This window comes from Gallaecimonas xiamenensis 3-C-1 (genome assembly GCF_000299915.1).
Taxonomy (GTDB): Bacteria; Pseudomonadota; Gammaproteobacteria; order Enterobacterales; family Gallaecimonadaceae; genus Gallaecimonas; species Gallaecimonas xiamenensis.
Genome location: NZ_AMRI01000010.1, coordinates 21,281 through 32,948 on the forward strand (window position 1 = coordinate 21,281; position 11,668 = coordinate 32,948).

General features: G+C 60.3%; 13 protein-coding genes and 1 tRNA gene. 7 read left to right on the forward strand and 7 right to left on the reverse strand.

The genetic code is table 11. The features are described from left to right. Positions 1 to 8 precede the first annotated feature (8 nt). Together B3C1_RS08330 and pepA are read right to left on the reverse strand one after the other, a co-directional pair. Complete coding sequence (locus B3C1_RS08330; RefSeq protein WP_008484173.1) at positions 9 to 452, reverse strand: DNA polymerase III subunit chi; 444 nt, start codon at positions 450 to 452, stop codon at positions 9 to 11. Positions 453 to 509: 57 nt separating this feature from the next. Further along, positions 510 to 2,018, reverse strand: a complete 1,509-nt coding sequence (pepA, locus tag B3C1_RS08335) for a leucyl aminopeptidase (RefSeq protein WP_008484174.1) — start codon at positions 2,016 to 2,018, stop codon at positions 510 to 512. Positions 2,019 to 2,249: 231 nt separating this feature from the next. Between pepA and lptF the strand changes: the two genes are divergently transcribed. Both lptF and lptG read left to right on the forward strand, forming a co-directional pair. Next, positions 2,250 to 3,338, forward strand: a complete 1,089-nt coding sequence (gene lptF / locus B3C1_RS08340; protein ID WP_008484175.1) for an LPS export ABC transporter permease LptF — start codon at positions 2,250 to 2,252, stop codon at positions 3,336 to 3,338. Continuing rightward, positions 3,335 to 4,399 carry an LPS export ABC transporter permease LptG gene (gene lptG, locus B3C1_RS08345; RefSeq protein WP_336391111.1) on the forward strand — a complete coding sequence of 355 codons (1,065 nt, stop codon included), beginning with the start codon at positions 3,335 to 3,337 and terminating at the stop codon, positions 4,397 to 4,399. Before lptF ends, lptG begins: the two co-directional genes overlap by 4 nt. A gap of 29 nt (positions 4,400 to 4,428) precedes the next feature. Here lptG and B3C1_RS08350 read toward each other — a convergent pair whose 3' ends face one another. After that, a complete protein-coding gene (locus tag B3C1_RS08350) occupies positions 4,429 to 4,914 on the reverse strand; it encodes an RDD family protein (RefSeq protein ID WP_008484177.1) in 486 nt (161 codons plus the stop codon). A gap of 98 nt (positions 4,915 to 5,012) precedes the next feature. On the opposite strand from B3C1_RS08350, the gene B3C1_RS08355 reads away from it, so the two are divergent. Both B3C1_RS08355 and B3C1_RS08365 read left to right on the forward strand, forming a co-directional pair. Then, positions 5,013 to 5,097, forward strand: a tRNA-Leu gene (locus B3C1_RS08355). A 340-nt stretch (positions 5,098 to 5,437) separates the two neighbouring features. Further along, complete coding sequence (locus tag B3C1_RS08365; protein WP_008484179.1) at positions 5,438 to 6,142, forward strand: substrate-binding periplasmic protein; 705 nt, start codon at positions 5,438 to 5,440, stop codon at positions 6,140 to 6,142. On the opposite strand, the gene B3C1_RS08370 is transcribed toward B3C1_RS08365, so the two are convergent. After that, entirely contained in the window at positions 6,139 to 6,402 is a 264-nt protein-coding gene (locus B3C1_RS08370) for a late competence development ComFB family protein (RefSeq protein ID WP_008484181.1), read from the reverse strand. The genes B3C1_RS08365 and B3C1_RS08370 overlap by 4 nt on opposite strands. Before the next feature lie 86 nt (positions 6,403 to 6,488). On the opposite strand from B3C1_RS08370, the gene B3C1_RS08375 reads away from it, so the two are divergent. After that, on the forward strand, positions 6,489 to 7,154 hold the full coding sequence (locus B3C1_RS08375) for a tRNA/rRNA methyltransferase (protein ID WP_008484182.1): 666 nt from the start codon (positions 6,489 to 6,491) through the stop codon (positions 7,152 to 7,154). On the opposite strand, the gene B3C1_RS08380 is transcribed toward B3C1_RS08375, so the two are convergent. Together B3C1_RS08380 and aceK are read right to left on the reverse strand one after the other, a co-directional pair. Continuing rightward, positions 7,122 to 8,450 carry an alkaline phosphatase gene (locus tag B3C1_RS08380; RefSeq protein WP_008484183.1) on the reverse strand — a complete coding sequence of 443 codons (1,329 nt, stop codon included), beginning with the start codon at positions 8,448 to 8,450 and terminating at the stop codon, positions 7,122 to 7,124. The two genes, B3C1_RS08375 and B3C1_RS08380, sit on opposite strands and share 33 nt — an antisense overlap. 52 nt (positions 8,451 to 8,502) lie before the next feature. Continuing rightward, positions 8,503 to 10,119 carry a bifunctional isocitrate dehydrogenase kinase/phosphatase gene (gene aceK, locus B3C1_RS08385; RefSeq protein WP_008484184.1) on the reverse strand — a complete coding sequence of 539 codons (1,617 nt, stop codon included), beginning with the start codon at positions 10,117 to 10,119 and terminating at the stop codon, positions 8,503 to 8,505. Positions 10,120 to 10,190: 71 nt separating this feature from the next. On the opposite strand from aceK, the gene ung reads away from it, so the two are divergent. Further along, entirely contained in the window at positions 10,191 to 10,853 is a 663-nt protein-coding gene (gene ung, locus B3C1_RS08390) for a uracil-DNA glycosylase (protein WP_008484185.1), read from the forward strand. 61 nt (positions 10,854 to 10,914) lie between these two features. After that, positions 10,915 to 11,448, forward strand: coding sequence for a hemerythrin domain-containing protein (locus tag B3C1_RS08395; protein ID WP_008484186.1), 534 nt, complete (start codon positions 10,915 to 10,917; stop codon positions 11,446 to 11,448). Between the two features lie 34 nt (positions 11,449 to 11,482). Here the strand turns inward: B3C1_RS08395 and B3C1_RS08400 are convergent, their stop codons facing one another. After that, positions 11,483 to 11,665, reverse strand: coding sequence for a DUF3545 family protein (locus B3C1_RS08400; protein WP_008484187.1), 183 nt, complete (start codon positions 11,663 to 11,665; stop codon positions 11,483 to 11,485). Between the last annotated feature and the right edge of the window lie 3 nt (positions 11,666 to 11,668).

Sequence of the window (11,668 nt, forward strand, 5' to 3'; positions counted from 1 at the left end):
GGTTTATCTCAGTGGGTTTGCGCCAAAAAGTCCGCGAGCGTCATGTGTTTGGGCGCCGCGCCCTGCTGCTGGTAGGCACGGAAACGGGCCCGCGCTGCTACCTTGAGGGGCTCGCTGTTCGGCACGGCCTCAAAAATTTGCGCACATTGTACCGCAACATGGGGTATGGCTTCATGGAGATTGATTAAAACGGCCCGGCCTCGGGGCATGGGCGCCTCTGGCCAGTAGATAGCCACCGGGGAGCCGCTTTTGGGGCCTTCATCCGCCAGGTTGTGGGGGATAAACGACGCCGGTTCCCTGATCCACAGGGCCTCGTCCAGGGCCTCGGCCTGGGCCCTGTCCTGGCAGGTGATCAGCACCGGCTGCTTTTGGCCGTGAAAGTGGGCGGCAAGCTCACAGGCAAAGGCCAGCAGGTCGTCCCCTGGCAAGGAGCAGAAGGTGACGGTCGACATAAGGGCTCCAAATGCAAAAAAGGGCAGTCAGACTGCCCTTGCTAAGACAATCTGTCGTTAATCTTCGGGCTTTTCACCGGCACGGTTCAACAGGAACTGGGTCAGCAGCGGCACGGGACGGCCGGTGGACCCCTTGTTCTTGCCCGACACCCAGGCGGTACCGGCCACATCCAGGTGTGCCCAGTTGTACTTCTTGGTGAAACGGCTCAAAAAGGCCCCGGCGGTGATGGCGCCGGCCGGGCGGCCCCCGATGTTGGCCATGTCGGCAAAGGGGCTTTCCAGCATTTCCTGGTACTCGTCAAAGAGCGGCAGGCGCCAGGCCTTGTCACCGGACTGCTCGGCGGCGTTGGTCAGTTCGTGAGCCAGGGGATTATGGGTGGACATCAGGCCGGAGGCCACCTTACCCAGGGCAATGACGCAGGCGCCGGTGAGGGTGGCCACGTCGACGACGCACTCGGGCTCGAAGCGCTCCACATAGGTCAGCACGTCGCACAGCACCAGGCGGCCTTCGGCGTCGGTGTTGAGCACTTCGACGGTCTGGCCGGACAGGGTGGTGAGGATGTCGCCGGGGCGATAGGACTTGCCGTCGGGCATGTTTTCACAGCCGGCCAGCACGCCGATGACGTTCAGGGGCAGGTCCAGTTCGGCCAGGGCCGCCATGGTACCGATCACGCCAGCGGCGCCGCCCATGTCGTATTTCATCTCGTCCATGCCTTCGGACGGCTTGATGGAGATGCCGCCGGAGTCGAAGGTCAGGCCCTTGCCCACCAGCACTATGGGCTTGGCGGCAGGGTCGCTGGCGCCGTTGTAGCGGATGATGGTCATCATGGACTCGTTTTCCGAGCCCTGGCCCACCGCCAGGTAGGAATGCATGCCGATCTCGGCCATCTGGGCTTCGCCCACCACCTCGATGTTCAGCTTGTTATAGCTGGCGGCCAGTTCCTGGGCCTGGCTGGCCAGGTAGGCGGGGTTGCAGATATTGGGGGGCATGTTGGCCACGTTGCGGCACAGGGCCATACCCTTGGTCACGCCCAGGCCGTGGCGGATGGCCTTTTCGCCCAGGGACAGTTCGCGGCGAGTGGGCACATTGAAGGTGAGCTTGCGCAGGGGGCGGCGGGGCTCTTCCTTCTTGGATTTAAGCTGGGTGAAGCTGTAGAGGCTGGCCTCGGTGGCTTCCACCGCCTGGCGCACCTTCCAGTAGGTGTCGCGCCCTTTGACGTGCAGTTCGGTCAGGAAGCAGACCGCTTCCATGGAGCCGGTGTCATTGAGGGTGGCGATGGTTTTTTGGATGATTTGGCGGTATTGGCGCTCGTCCAGCTCCCGTTCCTTGCCGCAACCGATCAGCAGTACCCGCTCGGACAGGACCCCCGGCACATGGTGCAGCAGCAGGGTTTGGCCTACCTTGCCTTCCAGGTCGCCACGGCGCAGCAGATTGGAGATATAACCGTCACTGATACGGTCCAGTTGTTCGGCCACAGGGGACAGGCGGCGGGGTTCGTAGACACCGACCACGATGCAGGCGCTACGCTGTTTTTCAGGGCTGCCACTCTTAACGCTAAATTCCATGCACACTCCTTGGAGTCATAAAGACAAGGGCGGCGGATTTATGGATAATGCAGGCACTTGATTTGACTGGGCCATCAAGCCCGATAACGCCTGAAATTTTTTCCGCCGGAACCTGTCATAAAGCCTGATAGGTCGATTAAAGCCACTTAAACTTGTAAAAACAAGTCTTAGGTCGGGGATCTGGCCGGATTTTAGTAAAATGGCAAATATTCGCGAAAACAGGGCATTCTCTTGATAGTTTTCCGTTACCTCTTCGCTGAAGCATTCAAGTCTACCGTGGCCGTGACCCTGGTGCTGATGGCCATCTTCGTCAGCCGGGAGTTCGTGTCGGTACTCTCCGACGCCGCCGACGGCGACATTCCCGGCACCCTGGTGGCCCAGGTCATAGGCTTGCACCTGCCGTCCCTGCTGGTGATGGTTCTGCCCCTGGCGGTCTTTATCGGCATACTGATGGCCCACAGCCGCATGTACTCGGAACACGAGATGCCGGTGCTGCATGCCTGCGGTATCTCCGAGTGGTATGTGGCCAGGGTTACCCTGGCCGTGGCCTTGGTTTTTGCCCTGATCTCGGCCTTTATCACCCTCTGGTTCGCCCCCTGGGCCATGGAACAGGAATACCAGCTGATTGAAAAAGCCCAGTCCAGCAGCGGCCTTGCCACCCTGCAGGAAGGGCGCTTCCAGCGCACCGCCAACAACAGGGCCGTGGTCTTTATCGAAAACATCGACAACAAAAAGCTCGATTCGGTGTTTGTGGCCCAGCTGCCCGGTGACGGCCAGTCGCCTTCGGTGCTGATGGCCAAGGGTGGGGAAGTGGCCAAGAACGAACAGGGCAACGACACCATGGAGTTGACCCAGGGCTACCGCTACGAAGGGGAAGCGGGCCAGGCGGCATTGCAGGAAGTGCGTTTTGGCAGTTACAAGATGCAGATTGGGGATCAGGAAGTGCAAAAGCGCCGCCGCAAGCTGGCGGCCCTGCCGCTGGTCGACCTATTGGCGGACGACTCGGTGGACGCCAGGGGCGAGCTGCAATGGCGGATGGCGTTGCCCATTGCCATCATGCTGCTGTCGCTGATCGCCGTTCCCATGGCCCAGACCGGGCCGCGCCAGGGCAAATTTGCCAAGCTGATGCCGGCCCTGGGGCTTTTCCTTGGCTACCTGCTGTTGCTGTTGGCCGGTAACCGCGCCCTGGAGGACGGCAAGATCCCCATCTCCCTCGGCCTGTGGTGGATACATGGCCTGGCGCTCTTTATCGGGGTGGCGCTGATCGTCAAAGGCCGGACCTTGGGCACCAAGGTGCGCGGCTGGCTGAGGAGAGCATGATGCGGATCCTGGATCTCTACATAGGCCGGGTGATACTGGCCACCACCCTGCTGTGCCTGGTGGTATTGGTGGGCCTGTCTGGTCTTATCAAGTTTGTCGAGCAGCTTAAATACGTGGGGCGGGGCGTCTATGACATTGCCGACGCCGGCCTCTTTGTGCTGTTTTCCGTGCCCCGAGACCTTGAGATCTTCTTCCCCATGGGGGTCTTGCTGGGAGGGCTTATCGGCCTTGGCATGATGGCCAGCAGCTCCGAGCTGACGGTGATGCAGGCCTCGGGCATGTCTAAGTTCGACATTATCTTCTCGGCCATGAAGACGGTGTTTTTGCTGATGCTGGTGATCGTGGCCCTGAGCGAATTCGTGGCTCCCGGCGCCGAGCGCTATGCCAGGGATATGCGGACCCAAGCCATGTCGGGCGGCACCTTGCTGTCTGACGCCAACGGCCTCTGGGCCAGGGACGGGCACCTTTTTGTGCATATCCAGCAATTGGTGGACGCCGAAGAGCTGGGGGATGTCACCCTCTATGAATTCGATGGCCTGCAGCTCAAGCGCCTTATCCATGCCGAACGGGCTTTCTGGGAGCACAACGCCTGGCGTCTGCAGGATGTGAAGGAAACCTTCCTGGAGAGCGACAGCACCCGCATTGCCGACAGTGCCAGTATGTTGCTGCCGTCGGAGCTGACCCCCGACAAGCTGGGGGTGGTGACGGTCAAGCCTGAAGCCCTGTCCATGCGCGGCCTGAGCAAGTACGTGGAATACCTGGAGAACAACAAACAGGATGGTTCCCGTTATAAGCTGGCCTTCTGGCGCAAGCTGATGGCCCCCCTGAACCTGGCGGTGATGCTGCTGCTGGCCTGTTCCTTCGTGTTTGGTCCCTTGCGCTCGGTCACCATGGGCGCCCGTATCCTGCTGGGGATCATTGCCGGTTTCAGCTTCTTTTTGGTCAGCGAGATCTTCGGCCCCTTGAGCCTGGTCTACCAGGTGCCGCCCGTCTTGGGGGCCATGCTGCCGGCGGTACTCTTTATCGGCTTCTCGGTCTATTTGATGCGAAGGCCGGCCTGAAAAAGAAGGCGCCCAATGGGCGGCCTTCTTTATAGGCCTTGCCAGTTTTTCAGCTTGTTTGCTTCTTGGCTCAGCTCCACCACCTCGCTGCCGGCCAGGCGGTCGTGCAGTGCCAGGCGCTGGCGGCTGACCAGCATCCACAGCAGGCCTACGCCCCCCAGGCCCACCAGGGCCCGTAGCAAGGCCTGGCCCAGGCCCAGGCGGCCGCCCCCTTGGCGCTGCACCTTAAGGCGCCAGGCGCGCATCCCCAGGGTTTGGCCGCCATGGGTCCAGAACCAGACGAAAAAGCCCAGCACGCACAGCAGCAGATAGCCTTTGTAGAGATGGCTGGCGCTGATATAGCTGGCCAGATCCGGGTAACCCTGGGTCAGGCCCGGGAACAGTAGGGCCAGCAAGGCCAACAGCACAAAGCCCAGGAAGTGGGCCAGCATGAACACGGCGGCTCCCAGCAGGTAGTCGTAGACCAGGGCCGCCAGGCGGCGCCACAGGGGGGCTCTTGGAAAAGATTCGGGCATGGGCAGTCTCACCGGCTAGGTGAGCAAAATTGTAGCAAATTTCACCACTTAGCAAAGACTTGCACCCTTTAAGTAAATGCGTATAATGCGGCGTCACTGCCTGGGTGGCGAAATTGGTAGACGCAGCTGATTCAAAATCAGCCGGGTAAAACCGTGCCGGTTCGAGTCCGGCCCTAGGCACCACTTGCTTCGCAAGTTTTTTCAGAAAAAGCTCCTTAACGGGGGCTTTTTTCGTTTCCGGCCCCGAAGAAATTTTTCCATGAAAAAAGGCCACCTGAAGGGCGGCCGTAAAATGTGGGTAGACGTCAAGGAATGCGGCGGAATGTCCAGTTCCAACTGCCCTCTCAGGGTAATGGTATTGGCGGCTGGTTCAATCAGGTATTTCAAGGCTTTGCCCCAGGTAAAGCCGTGCCCTGGCGGCCCTGAAGGGTTGCGCCCTGGCCAGGGCGCACAGAAGTTATTTAACAGTTAATTTACTTTGGCGCTTGGGGTAGCCTAGAGGCAGTTCCCTGGGAGAGCCTAGATGCGTTCCATTCTTGCCTTGTTGTTGCTGCTGCCAAGCCTGTCCTGGGCCGATGTCCTTAAGATCACCAGCCTGGAGTGGCCTCCTTATGCCGGTGCCCAGCTGCCGGGGCAGGGCACCATGATCAGCCGGGTCCGTGACGCCCTGGCCACCCAGGGGCACCAACTGGAGGTGCATTTCTTGCCCTGGCAGCGTGCCCTGCTGCTGGTCAATCAGGACGCCGACTACCTGGCCTATGGGCCCGAGTACCAGGACGTAGAAAGGGATAAGGGCTATTACACCTCTGACAGCATCGCCTCGGGCCCTCTGGGCATTGCCTATCGTCGTGAAAAGCCGCTGTTCTGGCGAAGCCCCTCCGACCTTTATCCTTTTCGCATCGGCATAGTGCGTGACTACGTCAATACCCAATCCTTCGATGATGCGGTGGCCGCAGGCCTGCAAAAGGTGGACCTGGCCGATTCGGATCGCCAAAACCTGTTGAAGCTGGCCTATGGCCGGGTGGATGCGGTGGTGGTGGACGGCCAGGTGATGGCTTATTGGCTGGCCCACGACGACAAGCTAAAACCCTTCGCCGAAGACCTGGTGATGGCGCCCCGCTTGTTGGAAGACAAACGGCTCTTTTTGAATTTTCGTCGCAGCCCAGAGGGCAAACGCTGGCGGGATATCCTCAACCAGGGTCTGAAGGCCCTGCCATTGGCCCGCTAGTGGCGGGCCCCTTCGCTGGTCAGGAAATCCAATGACTCCTTGATGGCGGCCTTGATCTGGCGGCGCAGGTTGTCCCAATCGCCGTCTCCCATGTAGTAGAGGGCGTCCACGTCGTGGCGCACATAACGGGGTTGCACCTTGTTCAGCACCAGGCAGCACAGGTCGGCCCACTCTTCGCTGGGTAGATCGGGGGGGGACTGGTTTAGCTCGTCCAGCAGCAGGCGTTCAACCAGGTTGTGGATCTCATCACTCAGGTGCATAGCAGGCTCTCCCTCTTGGGTCCACTCTAGTGTAGACCGCTGTAAATCATTAAGCTTGTTCCCCTTTTTGAATCTGGAGTGGCGAGATGGAGATCTGTTTCGTACTGGTGAGGCCTGCCCGGCCAGAAAACATAGGGGCTGCGGCCAGGGCCATTAAAACCATGGGCTTCAGCCAGTTACGGGTAGTGGGGTCGGACGCGCACCTGGCACCCCAGGCCCAGTGGGTTGCCCACGGCGCCCAGGAGGTGATGGCGCAGATCCAGGCCTTTGACCAGCTCAAGGATGCCCTGGCTGACTGCGATCTGGCGGTGGGCACCACGGCCCGGGCCCGCAGCGGCAAGCACATTTATCTGACACCCAACGAACTCAAGGCCCAGGCCCTGGCGCAGCAGGGTGCCGTCAGGCGTCTTGCCCTGGTCTTTGGTTGTGAGGAGTCAGGGCTTGCCAACGAGGAGCTGGAGCAGTGCCAGCTGCGTTCCTACCTGCCCTTGGCCCAGACCCAGCCGTCTTTGAACCTGGGCCAGGCGGTGATGCTGTACGCCTATGGCCTGCAGGATCTGGACCACGGCCAGGAACAGGAAACGGTAGCAGAAGGATTGCTGGTAACGGCCAGGACCCGTTTGGAGGCGGTGCTGGCCAAGGCCGAGATAGGGCCTGAGGAGGCGCCGGCTCAGTGGGCTATGGAAAACCTCAACCGGGCCGGCGAGCGGGACCTGAAATTACTGCTGTTTATCCTTAACAAGCTGCTCTGAACCCTGGGTACCTGGCTGTACCAGGGCGATCAGGCGCTTGGCGATCTCGGTGTTGTCCAACAAGCCCTGGAAGGCTTCCTTGCCGGTGCCTGCGGCAAAGAGGGGCACATCTATGGCGGTGTGGCCTGTGGTGGTCCAGCCGGTGAGGCTGCGCTTATCGATCAGGCGCTTGATGGCTTTGACCAGGGCTTCGTCACCTTCACCCTTGGCGTTCATCAGCTTTTCGGTTTCGTCCTTGGCGGGGGTAAAGCCCAGCAGGGCAGGCAGGGCTTTGACCGGCTCCGCTTCCTGACCAAGGCGGGTGGCTATCACACCCGGTGAATGAGGGACCTTTCGCAGGAAGTCGGCTCGCCATTGGTACTTGCCGGCCGCCCCCAGGGTCAGGCCGCCGGTGCTGTGGTCGGCGGTGACCACCAACAGGGTATCGTCGCGGCTTTCGGTAAAGTCCTTGGCCCAGCGGATGGCATCGGCAAAGTCTTTCATTTCGTGCATGGCGGTAACGATGTCGTTGTCGTGGCCTGCCCAGTCAATCTGGCTGCCTTCCACCAACAACACAAAACCCTTGTCGTTTTGGGCCAAGAGAGTGGCGGCCTTGGCGGTCAGGGCTGCCAACCTTGGCCCCTGTTTGTCGTCGATGGCGCTGGGCAGAGCCACGTCGGCGAACAGTCCTAGGGCCGGCAGCGCGGTGAGGGCCGCCAGGCCGGCATTGTCATGGACATAGTGGTAACCCTGGGCCTCGAATTCGGCCACCAGGTCGCGGTCCTGGCGCTGGAAGTATTGGCTGCCGCCACCGAACATCAGGTCGGCGCGAAACTGCCCGTCCACCCTGTCATCGAAGAAAGCGTCGGCGATGGCGTTGTAGTTGGAGCGGTTCTCGTTGTGGGCCAGGAAGGCGGCCGGGGTGGCATGGTTGATCTGGGACGTGACGGCAATGCCGGTGCTCTTGCCTTGGCGTTTGGCGATTTCCATGATGGAGGCCAAAGCCACTTTTTGGCGATCAACCCCGACGGCACCGTTGTAGGTCTTGTGGCCTGTAGCCAGGGCGGTGGCGGCCGCCGCCGAGTCGGTCACTACCGTGTCGGGTTCGTCCGGGTAAGTGCTGGCCATGCCGCTTAGCAACTGGTCAAAGACGGTGCTTTCTACCACAGGGGTGGTGGGATCGTCGGCAAAATAACGGTAGCCGCTGGTGTAGGCCGGGCCCATGCCGTCGCCTATCATCAGGATAATGTTCTTGGGCTCCTTGGCCGCCGCCGTCAGGCTGAAAAGGGCTGCTGCAATGGCAAGAGATTTACGCATCCTGTTGTCTCATATCGTTTTTATTAATGGTTAGTCTAGCAGCAAGCCCCTTTTAGAAGCGAAGGGCTTTGGGGTAGGGGAAGAAGTCCCCCAGCTGCTGGGCCTGAGCTTGTTGCTGGGCCTGCTGCCAAAAATCGGGGCTGAACAGCTCTGCAAATTCCTCCCCCAACACGGCCTTGGCGTCGTCACCCACACACAGAAAATACCGGAATTCTTCGGGGAATACGTCACCGGGGCAGACGCTGGGTTCGCTGCACAAATGGTCTTGGTCATACTGGGCTGGGGGAAGGGCGCGAAAGGTCACGTCGCTAAGGGGGCAAAGTTCATCATAGTCATAGAAGATGACTCGTCCATGACGGGTCACCCCAAAATTCTTAAACAGCATATCGCCGGGGAAAATGCCGGCAGTGGCAATGTCCTTGAGGGCCTGGCCGTATTCCCGAAGGATATCCCGGCGCCGCTCCGGCCACTGGCCTAGGGCGATGTTCATGGGGGTCATGCGCCGCTCTGTGAAACAGTGGCTGAGCAGCAGCCAGTCTCCTTCTATGCGCACCCGGCTGGCGCAGCTTTGGGTCAGCTCGGCCAGGGTGTCTGAATCGAAATGGCTCAGGGGCAGGCGCAGGTCGACAAACTCCTGAGTGTCGGCCATGCGGCCCACCCGGTCGTGGCGCTGCACCAGGTGGTAGCGCTCTACCACCTGCTCGGCGGTCACCGATTTCGAATCCCCGAAGCGATCGCGGATCACCTTGAACACCTGGTCCTGCCCTTCCAGGGTAAAGACCATCATTACCAGGCCGGCGATACCCGGGGCGGTGATAAAGCGCCCCTGGCGGGCCAGGGCGTCTTCCAGTTCACTTATCACCAGGCTCTTGCCGTGCTTGTAATAGCCCAAGGCGTTATAGAGCTCTGAGGCGGGCTTATGAGGCATCAAAGAGCGCAGGAAATCCAGCTGGGCCGAGGGGGTGGGGCTTAGGGACAAAAAGTCGGAGCGGGCAAAGCCAAACAGCACCGACAAATGGTCTTTTTGAAAGAGCAGGGCATCCACCTTGAGCTGGCCTCTGTGGTTAAGCAGGGCGATGGCAAAGGGAATGGCCAGGTGATCGGTATTGAGGCGCCCCACCAGGTAGCAGCCCTTGTTGCGGTAGAAGGGCTCGGTCAGCACATCCAGATGCAGGGGGTAGTCGCTGCGGCTGAGCATGGGAGCCAGGCGCTGGGCCAACTGGGTGGCGGCATTGCCCTTGTATTTAAGGGCCATGGGCAGGTTGGCGCTGTCGAGCACCGCTTCCATGACGGCGGCCAGGTCCTGCTTCATGGGCAGGCGCAGATAAGGGGCCAGGGCAATGGGGGCAAATTCACGGCCGTTAAAGGGCCTGTCCTCCCCCGGCTGCAGCCGGGCATAAACCGAGTTGAAGAAGGTCAAAGCCAGTTCCCTGGCCGGGTGCTGGCTCAGGGCCTGTAAAAAGCCGGCTTTGAGCCTTGGCCAATCCAGCAGGCTGCCATTGAGGCTGGTCACCAGTTCATGGACCACCTGGTCGTGACGTTCGAAGCGAACCCGGCTCAGCTGCTGCAGGCCGTGCCAGTCGGCGTCGGCAAAACATTGGCTGGCCTTGGCGGTCAGGTGGAGGAAGTCTTGCCAGTAGGCGCGAAATGTCTGGCTGATGGGGTCCATGGGCATCCTTTACTTGCACCGGCCGGCGGCCTTGGGCAGCATGGGCGCCACCAAAATCGAGGAGCCGAGCCATGAGCAAAGAATGGGCCGACATCATAGGTGGCGAAAAGCAAAAGCCGTATTTCCAGGCCGTGATGTCCAGAGTACAGGCAGCCAGGGACAGCGGCCAAGTGATTTATCCCCCCAAGGACGAGGTGTTCAACGCCTTTCGTTTTACCGAGTTTGAGCAGGTACGGGTGGTGATCCTCGGCCAGGACCCCTACCACGGCCCGGGCCAGGCCCATGGCCTGTGCTTTTCGGTAAAAGGGGAGGTGCCGCCGCCCCCTTCCTTGCAGAACATGTTCAAGGAACTGGCTACTGATATTCCCGGTTTTCAGCACCCAGGCCATGGCAACCTGGAAGCCTGGGCCCGCCAGGGGGTGCTGCTGCTCAACACCGTGTTGACGGTGGAAGGGGGCAAGGCCCATGCCCATGCCGGCTGGGGCTGGGAAACCTTCACCGACGCAGTGATCGCCGCTTTGAACGAGCAGCGCCAGGGCCTGGTGTTTTTGCTTTGGGGCAGCCATGCCCAGAAAAAAGGCGCCATGATCGACAGGGAGCGTCACCATGTGCTGACCGCCCCCCACCCCTCGCCCCTGTCGGCCCATCGGGGCTTTCTGGGCTGTCGCCACTTTTCCCAGGCCAACGCCATACTGATGCGCCAAGGGCTTGATCCCATCGACTGGCAGAGCTGATCCGGCACTGTCTTGAACGGGGGTCTACTATCCTTAAATGGTGTAGTAAGGAGGACCCCCTATGCTGGATTTGCTGCGTCAGGACCATCATCGTATTCGTCGTCTCTTGGCCCTGCTGGACGCCAAGGCGGCGGCCATTCGCGCCGAGCAGGAGATCCAATACGATCTGCTCAAGGATGTGCTGGATTACCTTCATCATTACGTAGACGGTGTGCACCACAGTGAAGAGGACGAGCTGCTGGCGATACTGGCAGACGACAACCTCAAGGCAGACATCAAGCGTCAGCACCACAAGCTGGACGACGCCACCCAATGCCTGGGTCAACGGGTGGACATGGTGCTGCTGGATGCGGTGGTGCCCCAGGACGAGATGTTAAGGTCCTTGGAAGAATTCATCTGCGAGCAGCGGGCACATTTGGCCTTTGAAGAGGAAAAACTCTTCCCTGTGCTTGAAGCCAAGCTCAGCACTCAGGACTGGGCCGCAGTGCGCCAGCGCCTGGAACAAAAAGCCGAGAAAGACCCTTTGTTCGGCGCCGAGGTGCGTGCCGACCACAGGGCGCTCTGGGAACGGCTTAACGAGGAAACCGAGGAATAAAAAAAGCCCGGCTTAAGCCGGGCTTTTTGCGCTGCTAGATATCCAGGCGGTCTAGCGAATACTCGCTGTTCCAATCGATGTCTTCGAGCTCGCGTTTGAGGCGGTACCTTTCCTTGAGGCTTTCGATTTCACGCCAGCGCCGTTTCTTACTGCCACGGCCCTTGCTTTCACGTTTATCCCCGGTCAGAACAGACTGCAGATCCAACAAATCGTCCATGGA